This window comes from Marinitenerispora sediminis (assembly GCF_003336425.1).
In the GTDB taxonomy this organism is placed as follows: Bacteria; Actinomycetota; Actinomycetes; order Streptosporangiales; family Streptosporangiaceae; genus Marinitenerispora; species Marinitenerispora sediminis.
The window spans coordinates 33,586-54,601 of sequence record NZ_QEIO01000012.1; the positions used below are offsets into that span (position 1 = coordinate 33,586).

Annotated in this window: 17 protein-coding genes, 1 pseudogene and 1 riboswitch; of the genes and pseudogenes, 13 read left to right on the plus strand and 5 right to left on the minus strand. The window is 74.4% G+C overall.

Annotation, left to right across the window (positions count from 1 at the left end; all coding sequences use genetic code 11):
- Positions 1-325: 325 nt before the first annotated feature.
- Complete coding sequence (locus tag DEF28_RS03695; RefSeq protein WP_181874358.1) at positions 326-595, plus strand: DUF6504 family protein; 270 nt, start codon at positions 326-328, stop codon at positions 593-595.
- Positions 596-784: 189 nt separating this feature from the next.
- Here the strand turns inward: DEF28_RS03695 and DEF28_RS03700 are convergent, their stop codons facing one another.
- Complete coding sequence (locus tag DEF28_RS03700; protein ID WP_233515074.1) at positions 785-2,203, minus strand: APC family permease; 1,419 nt, start codon at positions 2,201-2,203, stop codon at positions 785-787.
- A 464-nt stretch (positions 2,204-2,667) separates the two neighbouring features.
- Positions 2,668-4,083, minus strand: coding sequence for an amidase (locus DEF28_RS03705; protein ID WP_114398889.1), 1,416 nt, complete (start codon positions 4,081-4,083; stop codon positions 2,668-2,670).
- Positions 4,084-4,325: 242 nt separating this feature from the next.
- On the opposite strand from DEF28_RS03705, the gene DEF28_RS27945 reads away from it, so the two are divergent.
- The 3 genes from DEF28_RS27945 (at position 4,326) to DEF28_RS27420 (ending at position 8,287) form a co-directional block, all read left to right on the plus strand.
- Positions 4,326-5,132 (plus strand): GNAT family N-acetyltransferase, encoded by an 807-nt coding sequence (locus DEF28_RS27945; protein WP_199493122.1) that lies wholly within the window; start codon positions 4,326-4,328, stop codon positions 5,130-5,132.
- Between the two features lie 1,090 nt (positions 5,133-6,222).
- The gene (locus DEF28_RS03715) at positions 6,223-7,668 is read left to right on the plus strand and encodes a hypothetical protein (protein WP_114398890.1); all 1,446 of its coding nucleotides are present in this window, start codon (positions 6,223-6,225) and stop codon (positions 7,666-7,668) included.
- Between the two features lie 31 nt (positions 7,669-7,699).
- Entirely contained in the window at positions 7,700-8,287 is a 588-nt protein-coding gene (locus tag DEF28_RS27420; protein WP_158562756.1) for a hypothetical protein, read from the plus strand.
- A gap of 509 nt (positions 8,288-8,796) precedes the next feature.
- On the opposite strand, the gene DEF28_RS27220 is transcribed toward DEF28_RS27420, so the two are convergent.
- Positions 8,797-9,267, minus strand: coding sequence for a hypothetical protein (locus tag DEF28_RS27220; RefSeq protein WP_147280169.1), 471 nt, complete (start codon positions 9,265-9,267; stop codon positions 8,797-8,799).
- 286 nt (positions 9,268-9,553) lie between these two features.
- On the opposite strand from DEF28_RS27220, the pseudogene DEF28_RS29045 reads away from it, so the two are divergent.
- From DEF28_RS29045 to cobO, 3 genes and pseudogenes are all read left to right on the plus strand, one after another.
- Positions 9,554-10,075, plus strand: a pseudogene (locus DEF28_RS29045) (nitrilase-related carbon-nitrogen hydrolase); the annotation flags it as partial.
- 195 nt (positions 10,076-10,270) lie between these two features.
- A riboswitch (cobalamin riboswitch) is annotated at positions 10,271-10,398 on the plus strand.
- A 56-nt stretch (positions 10,399-10,454) separates the two neighbouring features.
- Entirely contained in the window at positions 10,455-12,509 is a 2,055-nt protein-coding gene (locus DEF28_RS03735; RefSeq protein WP_114398994.1) for a putative cobaltochelatase, read from the plus strand.
- Positions 12,510-12,580: 71 nt separating this feature from the next.
- Positions 12,581-13,183, plus strand: a complete 603-nt coding sequence (gene cobO, locus DEF28_RS03740) for a cob(I)yrinic acid a,c-diamide adenosyltransferase (RefSeq protein WP_114398993.1) — start codon at positions 12,581-12,583, stop codon at positions 13,181-13,183.
- Positions 13,184-13,253: 70 nt separating this feature from the next.
- Here cobO and DEF28_RS03745 read toward each other — a convergent pair whose 3' ends face one another.
- Positions 13,254-13,880: a GntR family transcriptional regulator gene (locus DEF28_RS03745; RefSeq protein WP_114398992.1), complete on the minus strand. Its 627-nt coding sequence runs from the start codon at positions 13,878-13,880 to the stop codon at positions 13,254-13,256.
- 247 nt (positions 13,881-14,127) lie between these two features.
- On the opposite strand from DEF28_RS03745, the gene cyaB reads away from it, so the two are divergent.
- The 3 genes from cyaB (at position 14,128) to DEF28_RS03760 (ending at position 16,791) form a co-directional block, all read left to right on the plus strand.
- Positions 14,128-14,742: a class IV adenylate cyclase gene (gene cyaB / locus DEF28_RS03750; RefSeq protein WP_114398991.1), complete on the plus strand. Its 615-nt coding sequence runs from the start codon at positions 14,128-14,130 to the stop codon at positions 14,740-14,742.
- A gap of 91 nt (positions 14,743-14,833) precedes the next feature.
- Positions 14,834-16,219: a cobyrinate a,c-diamide synthase gene (locus DEF28_RS03755; protein WP_114398999.1), complete on the plus strand. Its 1,386-nt coding sequence runs from the start codon at positions 14,834-14,836 to the stop codon at positions 16,217-16,219.
- Positions 16,216-16,791, plus strand: a complete 576-nt coding sequence (locus DEF28_RS03760; protein ID WP_114398990.1) for a GNAT family N-acetyltransferase — start codon at positions 16,216-16,218, stop codon at positions 16,789-16,791. The genes DEF28_RS03755 and DEF28_RS03760 overlap by 4 nt, the downstream gene beginning before the upstream one ends.
- A 132-nt stretch (positions 16,792-16,923) precedes the next feature.
- Here DEF28_RS03760 and DEF28_RS27950 read toward each other — a convergent pair whose 3' ends face one another.
- A complete protein-coding gene (locus DEF28_RS27950; protein WP_181874365.1) occupies positions 16,924-17,475 on the minus strand; it encodes a hypothetical protein in 552 nt (183 codons plus the stop codon).
- A gap of 290 nt (positions 17,476-17,765) precedes the next feature.
- Here DEF28_RS27950 and cobI point away from each other — a divergent pair, with 290 nt between their 5' ends.
- From cobI to DEF28_RS03780, 3 genes are read left to right on the plus strand one after another with little or no spacing between them, the layout of a single operon-like run.
- Positions 17,766-18,521 (plus strand): precorrin-2 C(20)-methyltransferase, encoded by a 756-nt coding sequence (gene cobI, locus DEF28_RS03770; RefSeq protein ID WP_114398989.1) that lies wholly within the window; start codon positions 17,766-17,768, stop codon positions 18,519-18,521.
- Positions 18,518-19,318, plus strand: a complete 801-nt coding sequence (gene cobM, locus DEF28_RS03775; protein WP_233515075.1) for a precorrin-4 C(11)-methyltransferase — start codon at positions 18,518-18,520, stop codon at positions 19,316-19,318. Before cobI ends, cobM begins: the two co-directional genes overlap by 4 nt.
- Positions 19,315-20,520, plus strand: coding sequence for a cobalt-precorrin-5B (C(1))-methyltransferase (locus DEF28_RS03780; RefSeq protein ID WP_114398988.1), 1,206 nt, complete (start codon positions 19,315-19,317; stop codon positions 20,518-20,520). Before cobM ends, DEF28_RS03780 begins: the two co-directional genes overlap by 4 nt.
- The last annotated feature ends 496 nt before the right edge of the window (positions 20,521-21,016 follow it).

Here is a 21,016-nt window from a genome sequence, read left to right on the forward strand (position 1 = left end):
GGGTTCCTTCGTGGATCGCGTGATTCGCGCCTCATAGCGTACCGAGGTCCACCGACCGGCCCACAGGTCGCGGGCGTGGCGGGGCGGAGGGCGGCAGCGGCGGCGGGCCGCCGCGTGGCCCGCCGCGGCGGCCGGGGCGGGTGGATTCCGGCCGGGCCGAACCGCCCGGGAACGCCCGCCCGCCGACGTCGACGGCTATAATGGGTACACATGTTCGAATCGAGTTTCGCCTGCTCTTCCCCGCGGGCGCTGTCCGCGCGTGCGCGGCCGGAGGCGGCCGCGCGAGAGGTCACTGCTACGAGGTCACCGATCGAGGGGAGTCACGGTGGGGCGGGTCTACGGCGTGCCCATCACGGTCTGGGAGAACGAGGGGCGCCCGGTGCGCTTCCGGTGGGACGGCAGGCTCTACACCGTCCACCGCATCCTCGACCACTGGATCACGCTGCGCTCCGACTGGACGCCGGCTGCCGAGGGCGGCCTGCCGGAGCGGCGGCACTGGCGGGTGCAGGCCGGCTCGGACCGGGCGTTCGGGGTCTACGAGATCCGCCATGAGACCGCGGGCGACACCTGGCTGCTCGCCCGGGTGTGGGACTGAGCGGGGGAACGACCCGGCGCCGCGGCTCCGGCGGGCGGACCCCGCCGGAGCCGTCCGGCCCCCGTCCACGGCGTCCAGCGTCCCGCGGACGGGGCTGGGGGAAGCGTGTTGCTTGCTGCGTGCCACGGAGGCGTGCTGTCCGTTCCGCGCCACGGAGCCCCGCTGTCCGTTGCTCGCCACGGAGGCGTGCTATCCGTTCCTCGCCACGGAGGCGGTCAGCCGAACCTCGGCGTCCGGCCCCGGTGCCACGCGCGGCAGCCGCCACATCAGCAGGGCTCCCGCCAACCACCAGGCGCCCACGATGCTCCACTCATACGGCCAGGACAGCGCGGCCGGCATCCCCGGCAGGTACAGTGCGGCCAGTGCGAGGCTCAGCACCAGTGCGAGCACGCCCACGGCGTTCCCGGCCGGCACCCGGAACGGCCGCGCCATCTCCGGCTCCCGGCGGCGCAGCGCCAGGAACGAGAGCGCCACCACCACGTAGGAGACGACGATGTTGATCCCGCCGGCGTTCACCAGCCAGGTCAGCATCCGGTCGCCGAACAGCGGGGCCAGGACCGACAGCCCGCCGATGAACAGCAGCGCGTTGGACGGCGTCCGGAACCGGGGGTGCAGCCGGGCGAACCAGGCGGGCAGCATGCCGGAGACCGCCATGGCGTAGAGCAGCCGGCTCGCACCGATCAGGAAGGCGTTCCAGCTCGTGACGATGCCGGCGATCCCCCCGATCACCAGCACGGTGCCCATCGCGGAGCTGTTCCAGAGCGCTGCCATGCCGTCCGCGGAGGCCAGTTGCGACGCGGCCAGCTCCCCGGCCGGCAGCGACGAGGCCACGGTCAGCATGACGAGCACGTACCACGCGATCGCGCACCCCACCGACACCACCAGCACCGCGCCCACCTGGCGCTGCGGCAGCCGGATCTCCTCGGCCGACTGAGGGATGACGTCGAAGCCGACGAACAGGAACGGGGTGGCGACCAGCACCGCGATCAGGCCGGGCGCCCCGCCCTCGAACAGCGGGCGCAGGTTGCCGGCCGAGCCGCCGACGGCCGACCCGAGCAGCAGCGCGGCGCCCACGGCGACCAGGAACAGCACGGCGACGGTCTGGAACACGCTGGCCGGCCGGATGCCGACGTAGTTGACCGCCGTGATCGCCACCGCCGCGCCCACCCCGATCGCCACCCACGAGGCGTGCACGTCGTCGCCGGCGACCGTCCACAGGTGGCCGGCCCGCAGCTCCGGCAGCAGGTAGCTCACCGTCTCGGGCAGCGCCACCGCCTCGAACGCCACCACGGTGAGATAGCCCAGCACGATGCCCCACGAGGCGATGAAGGCCCCGTGGGAGCCCAGCCCCCGCAGGGCGTAGTGGTGCTCGCCGCCCGCCCGCGGCATGGCGGCGACGAGTTCGGCGTAGGTGAGCCCGACCAGGGTGACGATGGTGCCGCCGATCACGAACGCCAGCGCCGCCCCGAGACTGCCGGCGCCGCTGATGAAGTCTCCGGTCAGCACCACCCAGCCGAAGCCGATCATCGCGCCGAACGCGAGTGCGAGTACGTCGGCGCGCCCGAGGACACGCACGAAGCCGTCGTTGCCATCACTTTCCGTCTTCAAGGGGGCCTCCCGGAAGTGGGTGCGGGTTGGGACAGGGTCCCCGACACGGGAGCGAAAGGGAAGGGGGCAGCCGGAAGCGGAGCGGACGCGCCCGGTCAGGGCGCGCGGCCGGGTCCGCGGGCCCCCGCCCGGGCGTGCCGGGCGTGATCTCGCGGTGCCCGGTCACGCGCGGCGGCTCGGAGCCGGGAGCGCGACGCCCCTGCGGGACGTCGGCCGGCCCGGCTCTCCGTCGCCCGGGTCGGCACCGGGTGCGGTGGTCCGGTCAGGAGCAGGGGGCCAGCGGGCTGGTGGGCGGGCGTCACGGCAGCCGGGCCAGCACGCGGGTGCCGCCCGGTGGCGGAAACGGCCATCGTCCGGGTGCTGGTGCTGGTGCTGGTGCTGGTCGTGCCGGCGCGTTGCGCGGCAGGGGCAGGCGCAGCCGAGCACGGCCAGGGCGGCCGGCGTGCCCCCGTCTCGGCGCGGTGTCACGCGACCGGCGGCCGCCGCTGCCCGAACCCGGTGGTCCGCTCGAAGGCGTGGCCGACCTCCAGCACCAGCCGGTCGGCGTGGTGCGGACCCACGATCTGCAGACCCACCGGGAGGCCGCCGGGTGTGAACCCGGCCGGCACCGAAAGCGCGGGGCTGCCGGTGACCGAGATGTAGTAGGCGGAGCGCATCCAGTCCAGGTAGGTGGCCTGGGGGACGCCGTCGATGTCGGTCGGGAACTCCAGACGGGCGTCGAACGGCGGGACCTGGCTCACGGGCAGCAGCAGCACGTCGTGGTCCTGGAAGAACTCCCGCATCCGGTGGTAGATCTCGGTGCGCAGCCGCTCCGCGCGCGCGACGTCGGAGCCGGCGAGCTTGCGGCCCTCCTCGATGTTCCACGCGAGGCTCGGCTTGAGGAGGTCCCGGTCGGCGTCGAGGAGCGGCCCGTAGGCGGACTCGAACGTCCAGGCCCGCAGGGTGCGGAAGACCTCCTCGGCGCCGGCGAGGTCCGGAGCGGCCTCCGTGACGCGGCACCCCAGCTCCTCGAACACCCGCACGGCCGGCGTGAGCACGTCCAGCACCTCCTGGGCGCAGTGGAACGCGCCGTCCAGGTCGGGGGTCCAGGCGACCCGCAGGCCGGCGAGGTCGCGGTCCAGCGGCGGGGCGAACTCCGATCCGGGCTCGGCCAGCGCCACGGGGCTGCGCGGGTCGGGGCCCGCCATGACCGAGAGGAGCAGGGCGGCGTCGGCGGCGTCGCGGGCGAGCGGGCCCTGGACCGAGAGTGTCGACCAGCCGAGCGAGGCCGGATATACCGGCACCCGGCCGGGAGAGGGCCGCAGCCCCACCACGTTGTTGAATGAGGCGGGGTTGCGCAGCGAACCGCCCATGTCCGAGCCGTCGGCGAGGGCGTGCATCCCCGTGGCGAGCGCCGCCGCGGCGCCGCCGCTGCTGCCGCCCGCCGACCGGGTGACGTCATAGGGGTTCAGAGTGGTCCCGAAGACCGGGTTGAAGGTATGCGACCCCGCGGCGAACTCCGGGACGTTGGTCTTGCCGATGGTGATGGCCCCGGCGGCGCGCAGCCGCTCGATGAGGAGCTCGTCGCGCTCGGGAATGTTGCCGGTGAAGAACGGTGAGCCGTACGTCGTGCGGATTCCGGCGGTGTCGTGGGTGTCCTTGTGAGCCATGGGCAGACCGTGCAGCGGCCCCACCGGGGCGCCGGACGCGAGCCGCTCGTCGGCGGCGTGCGCCTCACGCAGGGCCCGTTCCGCGCTGAGCGTCACCACCGCGTTGACGGTCGGGTTGATCGTGGCGATTCTCGCGAGATGGGCCTCCACGAGCTCGCGCGCGGAGATCTCGCGGCGGCGCAGCATGGCGGCCATCTCGCGGGCCGGCCGGAAGGCGATGTCCTCGTACATGGGCGGCGCTTCTCCTTCTTCTTCTCGCAGCGGCGTGCGACGGACCGGAGCGCCCGGGTCGGCCGCGAGCCGCCGCTCGCGCCATTCCAGCGCCGTACGGAACGTCGGGCTACGGTATGGCCTGCCCACTTTCTTCGCTTTCTTCGGTACTTCGTGGGAAGTCGCGCCGCGCCGTGCGCTGGAGTGACGCGTTCCTGGGAAAACACTGCGGGCCGCCGGCCGGCTTGGCTACGGTGTCGGGCGTGACGGAGCACGTGGCCCGGGCGACGGAGGACATCATTGCGGAGTTCTGGGCGCTCGGCGGTGAGACCCGGGTGATCAACGGGGCACGGCTGATCCGCAACCGCGAGGTGCCGCTGGTCGGCCGCTGGAACGTGATCACCGGGCTGGTGGGCGACGACTCCGACCAGTTCCGGCGGATGCTGGCCGAAGCGCTGGACTGGATCGGCGCCCCGGCGGCGCGGGTCTACGCCGGCCCGGCGATGTCGCGCGTGACCGAGGCGGCGCTGCTGTTCGCGGGGTGGCGGCCGCGTACGACCATGGTGGAGATGGTCGTCGCCGGCCCGCTGGCTCCGCCGCGGCGCACCCCCGATCCGGTCGCCGTCCGCCCGGTGGAGGACGACGCCGACTGGGACATGCTGCATGCGCTGCTGCGGCTCGGCCACGAGGAGGAGGACCGAGCGGAGGGGCACCCGCCCCGGCCCGAGGAGTACACGCGGCAGAGCCTGCGTGCCCACCGGATGCGCTCCGCCTACGTCAATTACTGGCTCGCGCGGGTGGCGGGCGAGGACTGCGGGTTCTTCTCGTCCTGGCCGCGTCCGGAGGGAATGGCGGTGGTGGAGGACCTGTACGTCCGAGCCGACCGGCGCGGCCGCGGTGTGGGGTCCCAGCTGCTCCGGCACGCGGTCGCCGACGCGCGCTCCGCCGGAGCCGACCCGGTGCTCGTGCGCGCCGACGCCGCCGACTGGCCCAAGGACTTCTACCACCGCCGCGGCTTCCGGCCGGCGGCGGTGGCGCGCTACTACGAACTCGCCGCCGAGCGCGGGTGAGGGGAACAGCCTGCGTGGCGTGAACGTAGAGGGGGTCTGCGTGGCGTGAACGTAGAGGGCGTCTGCGTGGCGTGAACGGAGGGCGGGTGTCGGCGGGGGACAAGGACAGGGCTGCCCCGGGGTGCGGATCCGCGGATCGCATCGCGGCGGGCCCGGCCGCCGTGCCCTCCCGGTGCGGTCCCGGGCGCCGGGTTCCGGAAACGGCCGACCGGGAATCGGAAACAGGGAAACCGATGGGGCGGCCACCGCGTCCTTTCTCCTGAAGGCGGAGTGGCGCCGCGCGACGCGGCGGGCCGGGGGCCGCCCCTGGGGAGACGGCCTCCGCGGCGTGGGCGGGGCACGAATCTCCGCGGCGCGGACGACAGGCCAGCTCCGCGCGCCGACGGAGGGCGGTTCACGGCGGCGTGAGCGGAGCACGAGGTAGCGGGAGGGTCATGAAGACCGCGTCGATCCGGAGACCGCGTCCCCCGCGCGCTCCAGTCCCCTCGGACGGGCGGAGCCGCGCGCCCGCCGACGTGTCCACGGCGTCGTCCGGGCGGTCCGACCGGAACGGGCCGGCCCGTTCCGCCGCAGGTCGGGGCCGGGAGCCTGCCGGCCGGCGACGGAGGGGAGATCGGCCGGATGTGGCCATTGTCAAAGGTTGTCGCGTTGTCGGCCCCAGCACTCGGCGGCCGCAGCGGGGGCGGGCTCGCCCGGTGGTGGGATCGCGGTCGAGTGTCGCCGCAGCTCAGTGCGGGCATCGCGCCGAGCGGTCTGGCGAGCGCGGACCGCTCCGCCGGCGCCGTGCGGCCGAACGGCCGTTGTGCCGGGTGGATCGGCGGAACGGCGGGGGCAGCCGTTCGTTGCGCGAGTCAGTATCATCTCGGTCATCCACAATTGTTCTTTGTCGCTCCGCCGCAATTCCGGCCCTGAGACCGAACGGGATCAGCACACTCCGAATCCGGGGCCGACAACGAGCGACCGCCGGTGAGGGTCACGTAGCGCACACGGACGGGTTCACGACAGTGATGATCGCAATGGCTCTGCCACCGGGGCGGCAGTGTGCGCTTCGCGCGAATGGGCGGGCCGGACGTGTCTGGTCGGAGGCCCGATGAGCTACGGGGTCCAGCTGACACCGCATCAGCACCGCATCAGCATCGTCATCGCCCCCGACGAGCGCAGTGCGCAGGTCGTCGTGGAGGGGAACCAGTTCCACGTCGCGGGTGACTCCCCGAAGGAGACCCGGCGTGCGGCGCTCGATGTCGCGGCCGACTACGCCGCGCGTACCGGCCGCCCGGTGGTCGTGGATGCCCGGGACGCCCACAGCGTGTGGGAGCTCATCGCCAACCCCAGCGGCGTGGTCCGCGCCGCCCCGGCCGGGGGCGGACGCGCGGCGCCGCCCCGGCCGCCCAGGGCCCCGCGCCGGCGCGGACCGGGTACCGGGACCGGGCGCAGGGTCGCCCTCGCGGTGGCGGGCGGCGCCGTGGCCGTCGCCGTCCTCGCGGGGGGCGGCTACGCGGTGGTCCGATTCCTGCCGGACACGCTGGAGACCGTGCAGGGCGAGCAGACATCCGCCCCCGAGCCGGCGACCCTGGACAGCCGTCCGGTGCCGCCCGGGTTCACCGAGCAGGCCGCGTGGCGGCTCGACATGGCTCCCGGAACCCGGCCGGCCGTCGCCCCGGACGGCAGCGCGGTCGCGTTCGTCGATCCTGACGAGCGGCTGGTCGTCGCCGGGCCGGACGGTGTCGAGCGGTGGGCGGCGGACCTGCCGGTGCCACTCGGCGACATCGATCAGCAGCTGCGGATCGTGGCCGCCGGCGAGTCGCTGCGGGTCGCCCTCGTCGGCGACGGCACGCTGTGGACGTGGCCGCTGGAGGGCGGCGACCCCGAGGCGGTCGAACTGCCGGCCGGCGCCCAGGTGAGCTACGCGGGCCGTGCGCCGCTGGTCCTCGCGGGCGGCGGAGCGTTCGTCCCCTCCGGGGGAGAGCTCGCGCCGGTCCCGCTCTCCGACGGCCAGGGCGCACTGGCCGCCGACGGCGACGCCGTGCTGGTCGCCTCCGCCCGCGGACCGTGGGCGTGGGCGGCCGAGGACGGGGAGCCGGCGGAGGTGGAGCCCGCGGAGCCCGACGGCGCGCGGCGCCTGGACCGGGTGCTGACCGCCTCGGCCGAACACGTCCTCATCCGCTGGACCTCGGCGGACGAGGACCGCGTCGTGCTCGCGGTGCACGACGCCCAAGATGGCTCGGTCGCGGCCTCGGTCGCGATCGCCCCGGGAGAGTTGGAGGACGCCCGTTGGGTGGCCGGCGAGGCCGTCGCGGCCTATGGACCGGTGGTCGTTGACCTGACCGCCGGCGAGGCCCGCGCGCTGTCCGGCTTCACGCCCGTGACCGCGGCCGGAGACACGCTCTTCGGCGAGCTGGACGGCGCTGAGGTGGCCGTCGCGCGCGACGGCGACCCGGTGGAGCTGGAACCGGACACGGCGCAACCGTGGGGCCTGCTCGACGGCCGCGCGGTCGTGGTCGCCGGCGACGGGCTCTACGCCCTCTCTCCCGAATGACCCCCGCACCCCCTCAACTGGAAGGAGAAGGATGTCCCGTTCAGCACGCGCGGTCGGCATAGCCGCCGCGGGTCTGCTGGCCTTCGGGTTCTCCACGGCTCCGGCGTTCGCCGACACCGCCGAGGAGATCACGCCCGAGGCCGCCCCGGCCGTGGCGCCGGCGGACACCACCAGCGCGGACCGGCAGCCCGGTCTGGATCTGGGCCTCAACCTGGGCGTGGAGCTGCCGGACCTGATTCCGGACGACCCCACGCCTCCGGACAACCCGGACCCGACGCCTCCGGACCCGGGCCCGACGCCTCCGGACCCCGACCCGACTCCGCCCGACCCGGACCCCACACCTCCGGGCCCGGAGCCGACCCCGCCGGGCCCCGGCGACCCGGAGCCGACGCCTCCGGGCCAGGACCCGGATGACGGACAGGGCCCGGGCAACCAGGCTCCGTCCCAGACCGGTTCGCAGCCCGCCGCCGACAGCTCGACTCAGGCCGATGACGAGCCCGAGGAGCTGCCGGTGACCGGATCGGACCTGTCCGCCCTCATGTACGGCGGCCTGCTGGCCGCCGGCCTCGGCGCGGTGACCGTGTACGCGGCCCGCCGTCGCCCGGCCCAGGAGAGCTGACCCACGAGGTGACCGGCCCGGGCCACCGCCATCCGGCGGTGGCCCGGGTCTTTTCCTGCCGGGAGGGCCGGTGGCCGGCGTCGGGAGCAGGAGCGGCGCGGACCGCCACGGAGGGCGGGCCGTCCCGTGCCGGAGCCGGGCGGACTCGCCCGCCGACCTTGCGGTCCCCGGGTCAGGCCGCGGGATCGCGGCGCGTGAGCGCGCTGGGGTACCCCGCACCTCCCGCCCGCCACGTCGAGGCCCCAGGCCGCGGAAGCGGCATCGCCCCCAGTCCGGGCTGGCCAGTCCGGCGCGGCCGCGTCACCGCGCGGCAGCTGCGGGACCTGGGCGGAGGGCGGTGCCGTGCGCGGTACCCGTGGCGTCCTGCTCCCCGGCCCGCGGGCGCGGCGCGCGGCCGGTCCCGGGCGTGGAGTGAGGCCCGCCCCCGGCACGCGCGCGTGGATCCGGAACAGGCGGGACACGGACGGGAGCCCGCTGCCGCCGGCGGCCGAACGGATGCCGGAGAGCGGTCACCAGACTCCGGTCGGCGCGCCGCCGTACTTCCAGCCGTCGGCGGCCAGTTCGGCGACGGCGGGGTGCTCACGCGCATGGCGCTCCGGCCGCGGGGCCAGCCGCCGCCAGCCGAACCAGTGTTGGCGTACCCCCGCCCACAGCACCAGCCAGACCAGCGTCCAGGCCCAGGGAATGGCGATCTGCCACTGGTCGGCCCAGGGAGAGCCGCCCAGGTTGGATCCCACCATCAGCACGGTGGGCAGCCCGGTGACCAGCGCGGAGGCGACGAATATCCACCGTGACACCCGTTCGACGCCGTGTCCGAAACGGCACCGTCCGCAGCGGGGGACGTTCACCCGCGTCACCGCCCATCGGGTGTGGAGTGCGACGACCAGGGGCGTGAATCGAACGTCCCGGTGCATACCGAAATGCAGGTATTCGCCATCGCGAGTGGGCGCGGCGCAGAACCAGCACTCGTTCGCCGTCATGACGTGAGAATAGCGACCGGACCCGCCGAGCGGATGAAGCGCTCCATTTTTCGTGAATTCCGCCAAAGAACCATTTCTCATCATTCGGTAGTGCGCGAAGAGCCGTGGAACCGTTTTCCCGCCCTGATGCGGGAAGCACTCAGGCGCGCGGCCCGATGGGCCGGACGGTGACGGAAGCCGGCCCCCGTGCCCCCGGGGCCGGCCCGGCCCGGCATGACCGACGCCATGAAGGTCGCAGCGGCCCAGTTCCTGTCTTCCGGCTGGTGCCGTCGCCAACGCCCGGCAGATGGCCCTCCTCGCCGGTGACGCCCGTGCACAGGGGGCGGAGCTGGTGGTGTTCCCGGAGCTGGCCGTGACGGGGTACGAGCTCGAAGCCGTACTCGCCGACCCCCGCCTCGGGATCGAGGCGGACGACCCGCGTCCGGACCCCGTCTGGGCGAGCGGCATCGCCACCGTCGTCAACCGCGTGGCCGCCACCGAGGGACCACGACCCGCGATCGAGACGCTGATCTTCGGTGCCGACGGCGGGCTGCTCACCACCTACCGCAAGCACCACCTGCTCGAAGACGAGCGGGGCGCCTGCACGGCGGGGCGGCGCGACGGCCGCTTCGAGCTCGCGGGAGTCCGGTTCGCGCCCGCCACGTGCGACGACGACCATTTCTGCGACCTGACCGCCCGCGGTGCCGCGGACGGCTGCCAGGTGCACCTGGCGAGCTCGCTGGACGGCACGGGCGGTGGAGCGGCGGAGCTGGCGACGGGGTATCCGGGCATCGCCGAGAGGTCGAACCTCTACGTCGTCCTGGCCAACCACGTCGGACCGGCAGGCGCGTGGACGGCCGCGGCCGCTCCGTGGTCTGGTCCCCCGGCGGCGCCCTCCAGGCGCAGGCCGACGCCCGGACAGCCATGGTGGTCACGGCCGAGGTCGGTTAGCGCCCCATCCGGGCGGCGCCCCTCGTACCGCCGCGCCGCGGACCGGTGTGCGATGCTGAGTCCGGTGCCGACGCAGGAACCCGGTGCGAATCCGGGGCGGTCCCGCCACTGTCACCAGGGAGCGAACCCGCACGGACGCCACTGCCGGCACTGGCCGGTGGGAAGGCGCGGGGGAGCGGCGATCTGGGAGCCAGGACACTGCGCGGCAGCACGGCCAACCCCCGTGGGCGTGGACTCCCGAGGAAGGACGGACCCGCGTGAGCGCTTCCGCTCGCTATCCCTTCAGCGCGGTCGTCGGCATGGACGACCTCAAACTTGCCCTCCTGGTCAACGCGGTGTCGCCGTCCGTCGGCGGCGTGCTGGTACGCGGTGAGAAGGGCACCGCGAAATCCACGATCGTACGGGCCCTGGCGGCACTGCTGCCCGACATCGACGTCGTCACCGGCTGCCGCTTCGCCTGCGACACCGCCGAGCCCGACCCGGAGTGCCCCGACGGCCCGCACCCCGCCGATGCGCTCGCGCGGGTGCGCCCGGCCCGGCTGGTCGAGCTCCCGGTGGGGGCGAGCGAGGACCGGCTGCTCGGCTCGCTGGACATCGAACGCGCCCTCACCGAGGGCGTGAAGGCGTTCGAACCCGGTCTGCTGGCCGCCGCGCACCGCGGCGTGCTCTACGTGGACGAGGTCAACCTGCTGCACGACCACCTCGTGGACCTGCTGCTCGATGCCGCGGCCATGGGGACCTCGCACGTCGAGCGGGAGGGAGTGTCCGTCCGGCACGCCGCGCGGTTCCTGCTGGTGGGCACGATGAACCCCGAGGAGGGCGAGCTGCGGCCGCAGCTGCTCGACCGCTTCGGGCTGACGGTGGAGGTCGCCGCCACCCGCGACCCGGCCGAACGCGCCGAGGTCGTGCGCCGGCGCCTGGCCTACGAGGACGCGCCCGAGCGGTTCGCCGCGCAGCACGCCGCCGCCGAGGCCGACCTCGCCGCCCGCATCCGGGCCGCCCGCGACCGGCTGCCGGGGGTCGTGCTGACCGACGCCGCGCTGCGCCAGGTCACCGCGGTCTGCGCCGCCTTCGAGGTGGACGGGCTGCGCGCCGACCTCGTCACTGCCCGCACCGCCATGGCGCTCGCGGCCTGGCGGGACCGAAGCGAGGTGACGGCCGAGGACGTGCGCGACGCCGCCCGGCTCGCCCTGCCGCACCGGCGGCGGCGCGACCCGTTCGACGCCCCCGACCTGGACGAGGACCGCCTCGCGGAGGCCCTGGAGCAGGCGGGTGAGTCCGACCCAAAAGGCCCTGACGGCGGTCCGGACGCCCCGGAGGACGGGGACGGTCCGGACCGCCGGGAACCCGGGGACGACGCCCCGGGGCAGGGGTGCGCCCCGCCCGACACGGCGGCCGGGAGCGGACCCGACGCCGGGCCGCCGCCCGGAACGGAGCGCGGCGAGGCGGGCACCGACGACGGACCGCGTCGCGGCGAGGGTCCGGCGCCGGAGGGGGGCCGCGCCGACCCGGACGAGCCCTACCGGCCGCGGCTGCTCCGCGTCCCGGGCCTGGGCGCCGGCACCCCCGGCCGGCGGTCCCGCGCCGCGACGCCGTTCGGACGCACGTCCGGCGCGCGCCCGCCCCGGGACCGGATCGGGCCGCTGCACCTGGCGGCCACGTTGCGCGCCGCCGCCCCGCACCAGCGCGCCCGGGGGCGGACCGGCCGCGGCCTGGTGCTCGCCCCCGGCGACCTTCGCGAGTCGGTACGGGAGGGCCGCGAGGGCAACCTCGTGCTGTTCTGCGTCGACGCCAGCGGTTCCATGGCGGCCCGCCAGCGCATGCGCGCCGTCAAGGGGGCCGTCCTCAGCCTGCTCCTGGACGCCTACCAGCGGCGGGACAAGGTCGGCCTGGTCACCTTCCGGGGCCGGGACGCCGAACTGGCGCTGCCCCCGACCTCCTCGGTCGAGGCGGGCGCGCGCCGGCTGCGCGAACTGCGCACCGGCGGCCGGACCCCGCTGGCGGCCGGCCTGCTGCGCTGCGCCGACGTGCTGCGCGTGGAGCGCACCCGGGACCCGCGGCGGCGCCCGCTGCTCGTCGTGGTGACCGACGGAAGGGCGACGCACGGCGGCCTGGACACCGCACTGCGCGCCGGCGCGTGGATCGGTGACCAGGGGGTCGAGAGCGTGGTCGTGGACTGCGAGTCCAGCCCGGTCCGGCTCGGCCTCGCCACCCGGCTCGCCGCGGCGCTGCGCGGCGAGGCCGTCCGCCTAGCCGACCTCCGCGCCGAGGCGCTGACCGGACTGGTGCGCCACACCCGCCGCGCCGCCTGAGCCCGCCCACTGTCCGGCCCGACCACGGCGCGCGGTCGGCGCGCCCGCAACCGACGAGGAGAACGACGCACATGCCGCAGGGCAGACCCGCCTACGTGCCCGACGACGGGCTCACCACCCGCCAGCGCCGCAACCGGCCGCTGCTCATCGTGCACACGGGGGAGGGGAAGGGAAAGTCCACCGCCGCGTTCGGCCTGGCCACCCGGGGGTGGGCGCAGGGCTGGGACATCGGTGTCTTCCAGTTCGTCAAGTCGGCGAAGTGGCGTATCGGGGAGGAGAAGGCGCTGCGCGTCCTCGGCGAGTCCGGGGAGGGCGGCCGGGTGGCCTGGCACAAGATGGGCGAGGGCTGGTCCTGGATCCAGCGGCCGGGCACCGAGGCCGACCACGCGGCCGACGCCGCCGAGGGCTGGGCGCAGATCCGCCGCGACCTCGCGGCCGAGACCTACCGGCTGTACGTGCTGGACGAGTTCACCTACCCCATGAAGTGGGGCTGGGTCGACGTGGCGGAGGTCGTCGACACCCTGCGCGCCCGCCCGGGCGCCCAGCACGTCGTCATCACCGGCCGCGACGCCGACCCGCGGCTGCTGGAGGCGGCCGATCTGGTGACGGAGATGGGCAAGGTGAAGCACCCCATGGACGCGGGGCAGAAGGGCCAGCGCGGCATCGAGTGGTGAACCCGCCCGGTCCTAGGGGAGCGCCTGTTACCCAGTCCGAATCGAGCACCATGTCCCGCCAGCGCCGAGGTCAGCTGATGGGGTGTTGGTGTTTGAACGTGTAGCGGTCGGCGGCGACGAGCTGGCGGGTGACCTGTACAGGTCGGTTGTCGGAGTTGTAGGAAATGCGCCAGCGGCCGAGGAGCGGCGTGCCTTCGGCGATATACATCTGCTGGCGCTCGTCTGGGGTGGGCATGGTCGCGAAGACGGTCTCGTCGTAGCTGGCCAGGTCGAGTAGCGGGCGAATGGTGCCCGAGTCGTAGTGGCGGGCCTCGGCGAGAGGAGTGCCGCGCGCGATGTCGGCAGGATAGTAGGACTCGATCAGCCCGGCGGGGACGTCGTCGAGTCTGATGAGCCGGCGCCGAACAACGACAGACCCGCCGGCCTCGCTGCCCAGTCGGTCGGCGACCTCGGCGGGAGCAGGGATCTCGGTGACCTCCAGCAGATCATGACTCTCGGTGCCGGTGACATCTTCGATGAGGTCACCGAGGTCGCGCTGACCGCGTTTCTGGTTGCCGCAGAGCAGGGGGACGCGGGCTGTGCGCAGGTCTGGTCGTCTTGGCTGGAGCGGGAAGGTCGCGAGACCTATGCCTACCTGACCATTGACGAGCTGCTCACCGCATTCGCCGTCAACTCCGTCGAAGCAGACACCCCGCACGCATCCGTCCTGCTGCCCGCCCAGAAGAGCGACATCCTTCGCAAAGAACGAAACTACTACAACAGATTCCTTGCGAAGAGGCTTGCCAACCCCTTGGTCGACGCCAAGCAGCTCGTCCTGTTCCAGAACATCGCCCTTGCTGACACCGAGAAACTTGACCAGTCACTGGAGGCGATTCAGAGATTCTGCAGTAAACCTAACCTCGCCCGAATCTACACGGCAGTCAACTCTCGGAGGTAACCGCACCATGCACGCCATTGAAGTCGAACGGAAACGCCGACTCCCAGGCACTGAAACGGGTGCTGTGGCGGCTCGGCTCGCCGCGCTGGGCTTCCACCGGAAGGGGGCTTTCGTTGAGGTCGACACCTACTACAGCAGGCCCGACGCCGACTACCTGGAAACCGTGGAATGTCTGCGGGTACGCCAGCGCGACGGCTTCGCCGAGATCACCTACAAGCCCGCCTCGACCAGCGCCACTCATCGCCGGGACGGCATCATCGCCAAACCCGAGACCAACGTGATCCTCGCCGACGCGCACCAAGCCGAGGCCGCCAACCAGCTGCTGGCCGTCGTCGGCATGACGCCGCTGGCACGGGTGGAGAAGTCACGAACGCTGTACCGCCATCCCGACCGCGATGACGTCACCATCAGCCTCGACGCCATCACCGACGTGGGAGTGTTCGTCGAGACCGAGGTCATCGCGACCGATACCATCGAGGCCGCGACGTGCCTCGAAGACCTTGAACGACAGTTGGGTTTCACGATCCTGCCGGTCGTCAGCTCGCCCTACCGCGACCTCGTCCTCCAACACGCGTCGCACGTGCCGTCATCCACCGTTCCCGGAGTCCTGCCGTCCGCGTGATATCCCATGCATCGTTCGACCTGGCCCCCGGAATAGGGTGAGGTTGGGACAGGGCGACAAGAGGAGAGATGGCGTGTCCAGCGTGCCCCGGATCGTCGTCGCCGCTCCGGCTTCGGGGAGCGGGAAGACGACCGTCGCCACCGGCCTCATGGCCGCCCTGGCCGCCCGGGGGGCGCGGGTATCCGGACACAAGATCGGCCCCGACTACATCGACCCCGGCTACCACGCCCTCGCCACCGGCCGGCCGCCGCGCAACCTCGACCCCGTCCTGTGCGGTGCGGGCCGCGTGGTCCCGCTGTTCCGGTACGGCTCCGCCGGCGCCGACATCGCGGTGATCGAGGGGGTGATGGGCCTCTTCGACGGCGCCGCCGAGCCCGAGCACTTCCACGGTCCCGGCGACTTCGGTTCCACGGCGCACGTCGCGCACCTGCTGGACGCACCCGTCGTCCTCGTGGTGGACGCCGCCCGCACCAGCCGGTCCGCGGCGGCGCTGGTGCACGGCTTCCGCAGCTACGATCCGCGCGTCCGCGTCGTCGGGGTGATCCTCAACCAGGTGGCCTCCGACCGCCACGAGCAGCTACTGCGGTCCGCCCTGGAGGACGTGGGGACGCCCGTCCTCGGCGCCCTCCGGCGCACCGACGCCGTCGCCGCCCCCTCGCGCCACCTCGGCCTGGTCCCGGCGGCCGAGCGCTCGGAGCGGGCGCGCGCGGCCGTCGCCCGGCTGGGCGAGCTGGTCGCGCGGTCCTGCGACCTGGACGCGATCACCGCCGCGGCGCGCACCGCGCCGCCGCTGGCCGGCGCCGTGTGGGATCCGGCGGCGGAGCTGGCGGCACAGCCGGGGACCGCGCCGGCAGCGGGGGCCGCACCACGGGTGGCCGTCGCCGGCGGACCGGCGTTCACCTTCGGCTACACCGAGAACTCCGAACTGCTGCGCGCGGGGGGCGCGGAGGTGGTCGCGGTCGACCCGATGTCCGACGAGAAGCTGCCCGACGGCACCTCGGCGCTGGTGGTCGGCGGCGGCTTCCCCGAGGTGCACGCCGCCGAGCTCTCCGCGAACGAACCGCTCCGGCACGCCGTGGCCGGCTTCGCCGCCGGCGGCGGCCCGGTGGTCGGCGAGTGCGCCGGGCTGCTGTACCTGTGCCGCACCCTGGACGGGGCGCCCATGTGCGGGGTGCTGCCCGCCGACGCGCGGATGACCGACCGGCTCACGCTCGGCTACCGCGCCGCGGTCGCCGTCCGCGACTCCGTGCTGGCCCCGGCCGGGACCCGGGTGGCGGGCCACGAGTTTCACCGGACGACCGTCGCCCCGGCCCACGGCGCGGTCCCGGCGTGGCAGTGGCGCGGCGGGTCGCCGTCCGGGTTCGCCGGTCCCGCACTGAACGCCTCCTACCTGCACCTGCACTGGGCGGGCGCGCCGCACCTGGCGGCCCGGCTCCTCTCCGCCGCGCGTTGGCACGCGGGAAGGGACACCGCATGACCGAACCGCCGTCCGTGTTCCCGATGGTGGTCCTGGAGACCGAGCGCCTCATCATGCGGGCGTTCACCGATGCCGACATCGAGGACGTCTACCTCGCCGTCTCCCACCCGAGCACCCAGGTGTGGCTGCCGCTTCCGGCCCCCGGGCAGCCCTACACGCTCGCCGACGCCGCGGAGTGGTGCCGGGTTCGGGCCCCCGAGGCGCGGGCGAGCGGCGACGGCCAGCAGTGGGCGGTGCTGGAACGCGGGACGGGAGGCTTCGTGGGGGCCTGCGGGCTGCTGCGGACGCTGTGGCGGGCCCAGGTGACCGAGGTGGGCTACTGGCTGGCCCCGTGGCAGCGGGGCAAGGGGTACGCCACGGAGGCGGTGGCCGCGGTCGCGCGGTGGGCGCTCCGCGATCTCGGCTTCGAGCGGCTGGAGCTCAAGGCGGCCGTGGGCAACACCGCGTCCCGGCGCGTCGCGGAGAAGGCCGGCTTCGTGTACGAGGGGGTGGAGCGCAACGCGATGCCGCTGCACGAGGGCCGCACCGACCTCGCGGTGTACAGCCTGATCCCCGGGGATGTGCGGTGGTGACGCCGGGGCCCGTGCCAGAGGTTCCCGAAGACGCTGGTGAACGTAGGGGCGGCGCGCCGTGCGGCCAGGTCCTCGCGCTGGAGACCCCCGTGGACGGTGGCGCCCTCCCTGCCGTCGATGTGCGGGAGCCAGTCAGTGAGCAGCATCCAGTCCTCGACCGGCAGCTGAGACCACACTGCCCCCGCCCCGGACGCCCGCTTCGGCAGCCCGCGCCGCGCGCCGCACGAGACGGTCGAGCGTATTGAGGTGGCCGGGCAGCGGCGCGCTGTGGGGCGCCGCGGGGAGCTCGACCGCGCGGTGGCGGGGGCAGGGAGACACCGGATACCGTCCGCAGCCGCCCTGCGGACCCGCCTCGACGATCGGCCGGTAGCCCTCCGTCTCGAACCAGGCCCAGGAGTCCTTGTCGCGCTCTTCGACGGCCCTAACGGCGGGCATGTACCCCACCTCGCCCATGTCGGCGCGATCGCCGTCGTCCTCGGAGAAGGCGACGAGCAGCAGGTGGCCGTCGGGCGGCAGGGGGAGGCCGGCCGCGGCGCCGGGCAGCGCCGCGAGGTCGATGGAGGCGACGAAGGGGGGAAGGGCTCCGGGATTCCGGGGGAAGCGGCAGCGGACCGCCGAACCCGCCCACGACAGGCCCGTCGCCCTCCGGCGCCAGTGTCGCGCGGGGCGGGCGTGTCCATCCACCGCTCGACGTCGTCGGCGGGGACACCCGTGCGAGCGCCGTGCCGCGGAAGGGGGCCGGCCTGGCGCGCGTCTCGGGACTCATGGCGTCCCCATAGAGCCGGGGTCGGTCTTCTCCGGCCCGCGAGGCCGCCGCAGGCCGCGGCGCCGCGGCGGTCGGCCGCGACGCGCGAGCCGGGTACCGGCTCCGCCCCGCCGCACGCGAAGCCGGGCACCCTTCCGGCCGGGCCGGCGTCCACCGCCGATAGCCTGGCCGGCGGACGCGGCGGACAGCATCAGGAAGCGCGGTGGGCATGGGAACAGGCCCGGGAGCGGGGAAGCGGCTGGTCGGGGTCGGTGTCGGCCCGGGGGATCCCGAGCTGGTCACGGTCCGGGCCGTTCGGCGGCTGCGGGAGGCCGACGTCGTCCTGGTGCCGGTCATGGCGCCGGACGAACCCGGGCGGGCCGAGGCCACCGTGCGCTGCTATGTGCCTGACGGCCGGATCGAACGCGTGGTGTTCGCCCTCAACGACCGGGGCGGCGGCCGCAGCGCGCGCCGGGTCCGGGCGTGGGAGGAGGCGGCGCGCACCGTCCTCCGGCACTTCGGCGCTGGCGCGGCGAGCGTCGCCTTCGCCACCATCGGCGACCCCAACATCTACTCCACCTTCGGCTACCTCGCCCAGACGGTGCGGGAGACTGCCCCGGGCGCCGAGATCGAGACGGTCGCCGGCATCACCGCCATGCAGGACCTGGCCACGCGCTCCGGCACCGTGCTGGTGGAGGGGAGCGAGCCGCTCACCCTCCTCCCGGTCACCGCCGGGGTGCGGCGGCTGCGGGAGGCGCTGGACGGCGACGCCACGGTGGTCGCCTACAAGTTCGGCCGTCACGCCCCGGACGTGCGGGAGGCGCTGCGCGAGTCGGGCCGGCTCGCCGGCGCCGTCCACGGCTCGCGGCTCGGGCTGCCGGACGAGCGGATCGCGCCGGCCGCCGAACTCGGCCGCGCGCCGCTGCCGTACCTGTCGACATTGATCGTGCCCGCCCGGCGCACGGAGCGGGGAGGGAAGCTGTGACCGGGAAGGTGACCTTCGTCGGGGCGGGACCGGGGGCGGCCGACCTGCTCACCGTCCGGGCGGTCCGCGCGATCGAGGCGGCTGACGTGGTGGTCTGGGCGGCCAGCCTGGTCCACCCCGACGTGCTGGAGCACGCCCGCCCCGACGCCGAGATCGTCGACTCCGCGAAGCTTGCGATGGAGGGCGTGCTGCCCTACTACCGCCGGGCGGCCGACGAGGGGATCCGCGTCGCGCGGCTGCACTCCGGGGACCCGGCCCTGTGGGGCGCCATGCAGGAGCAGCTGGAGCGCTGCCGCGAGCTGGGCGTGCCGACCGAGGTCATCCCGGGCGTGTCGAGCTTCAGCGCCGTGGCGGCGCTGGTCCAGCGCGAACTGACCGTCCCGGAGGTGGCCCAGTCGGTGGTCCTCACGCGGCTCGGCGGCGGCAAGACGCCGATGCCGCCCGGTGAGGAGGTGCGCGAGTTCGCGCGGCACGGCACCACGATGGCGCTGTTCCTCTCGGCCGCCCGCTCCGGGCAGCTCCAGCAGGAGCTGCTGGCCGGCGGGTACCCGCCCGAGACGCCGTGCGTGGTCGCCTACCAGGCCACCTGGCCGGACGAGCTGGTGCTGCGCTGCACGCTCGGCGAACTGGAGGCCGCCATCAAGCGGCACCGGCTGTGGAAGCACACCCTGGTGCTCGTCGGCCCCGCCCTGGAGGCGGGCGGCACTCGGTCGCACCTGTACCACCCCGGCCACTTCCACGAGCACCGGCGCGCCGATCCCGAGGCGCGCCGAGCCCTGCGGGACCGGCGGGCATGACGGATCCGGCCGGGCGGGACCGGGCGGGCGAGGCGGCGCCGGACCTGCGTGAGCCGGACCTGCCCCGAACCATGAAGGTGCGGCAGAAGGCGCTGCGGACCGGCTGGACCACCGGCACGTGCGCCTCGGCAGCGGCGAAGGCCGCCGCGCAGGCCCTGGCCACCGGTGGGCCGGTCGAGGTCGTGGAGGTCGCCCTGCCGTCCGGGCGCCGGGTCACCTTCGCCACCGAACGCTGCGAGCGCCTGTCCGCCGACCGGGCCGAGGCGGTGGTCGTCAAGGACGCCGGCGACGACCCCGACGTGACGCACGGCGCGCACGTCACCGCCACGGTCACCCGCCGCCGCGAGCCCGGCCTGGAGCTCGACGGCGGCGTCGGGGTCGGAGTGGTGACCAGGCCGGGCCTGGGGCTGGAACTCGGCGGGCCCGCCATCAATCCGGTGCCGCGCGAGATGATCGCCCGTGCGGTCGGCGAGGCCGTCGACACCGGGGTGGAGGGCCTGCGCGTCGTCATCAGCGTCCCCGACGGGGAGCGCATGGCGCGCAAGACGACGAACGCGCGCCTCGGCATCATCGGCGGGATCTCCATCCTCGGCACGACCGGGATCGTGCGGCCGTTCTCCACGGCGTCGTGGCGGGCGAGCGTGGAACAGGCCGTCTCCGTGCTCGCCGCGCAGGGCGAATCCACCCTCGTCCTGTGCACCGGAGGGCGCACGGAGAAGGGGGCGATGCTGCGGCACCCCGAGCTGCCACCGGTGTGCTTCGTGGAGGTCGGCGACTTCACCGGCGCCGCGCTGCGCCGCGCGGTCGAGCGCGGGGTGCGGCGTGTGGTGTTCGTCGGCATGGCCGGCAAGCTCACCAAGCTCGCCGCCGGGATCCTGATGACGCACTACACCAGGTCGAAGGTCTCCACCGGACTGCTCGCGGAGATCACCCGCGCGGTCGGCGGTCCCGCCGCGCTCGCCGAGGAGGTCGCTGCCGCGAACACCGGACGGCACGCCTACGAGCTGTGGGAGGCCGCCGGGCTGCTGCCGGCGGCGGGGAGCGAGCTGTGCCGCCGGGTCGGCGACGTACTGACCCGCTTCGCGGAGGGGGCGGTGGACGTGGAGGTCGCGATGGTGGACTTCACCGGACGCCGCGTCGTGGCGGAGTGGCCGGGGCTGGGAGGCTCGGGGGCGACCTCACCGGCACCGAGGCGGCGGTGACCGCGTCGAAGCGAGCCGGAGAAGGCGGGGCGCCGCAGCCTCCGCCCCGGAGGGGCCCGAGCACGTCGTCACGCTAGCGAGCACCGAGCGCGGGATGTACGCCGTGTGGCTGTCCCTGGGCTTCGGCCTGCTCGTCGCCGGGGCGCCGATCACGGCAGGCGGCGTCGTATATGCGCGGCGACGTCGCGGCAACTCGAACGTCGGGCGGAACCTGTCCGCGCTGCCACCGGAGTAGGCCGGACGGGATGGCGCCCCGGCTTGGGGTGGCTGGAACGGAATGGCCTTGGATACGGCCAACCTGGTGCCAGCACCATCACTGGGACTGCTTCCGGTGTCGTTCACGCGGCGCGGCAGTCGGAAAGTCGTCCTTTCCGACTCGTGATGGCCTGCTGGTCGTGGGAGCGATGGGATCCACAGCTCCGCAGCTGGGAGAGGGAAACCGGAGCGGCTCAGCTCTGGAAGGAAACGCTGAGTGTCTCCTCGTCGGGAACCGGCG

Coding starts and splice junctions, on each gene's coding strand:
- DEF28_RS03705 (WP_114398889.1), bottom strand. CDS start 4,083: ATGTACGAGGACATCGCCTTCCGGCCGGCCCGCGAGATGGCCGCCATG.
- DEF28_RS03715 (WP_114398890.1), top strand. CDS start 6,223: ATGAGCTACGGGGTCCAGCTGACACCGCATCAGCACCGCATCAGCATC.
- DEF28_RS27420 (WP_158562756.1), top strand. CDS start 7,700: ATGTCCCGTTCAGCACGCGCGGTCGGCATAGCCGCCGCGGGTCTGCTG.
- DEF28_RS27220 (WP_147280169.1), bottom strand. CDS start 9,267: ATGACGGCGAACGAGTGCTGGTTCTGCGCCGCGCCCACTCGCGATGGC.
- cobO (WP_114398993.1), top strand. CDS start 12,581: ATGCCGCAGGGCAGACCCGCCTACGTGCCCGACGACGGGCTCACCACC.
- cyaB (WP_114398991.1), top strand. CDS start 14,128: ATGCACGCCATTGAAGTCGAACGGAAACGCCGACTCCCAGGCACTGAA.
- DEF28_RS03760 (WP_114398990.1), top strand. CDS start 16,216: ATGACCGAACCGCCGTCCGTGTTCCCGATGGTGGTCCTGGAGACCGAG.
- cobI (WP_114398989.1), top strand. CDS start 17,766: ATGGGAACAGGCCCGGGAGCGGGGAAGCGGCTGGTCGGGGTCGGTGTC.
- DEF28_RS03780 (WP_114398988.1), top strand. CDS start 19,315: ATGACGGATCCGGCCGGGCGGGACCGGGCGGGCGAGGCGGCGCCGGAC.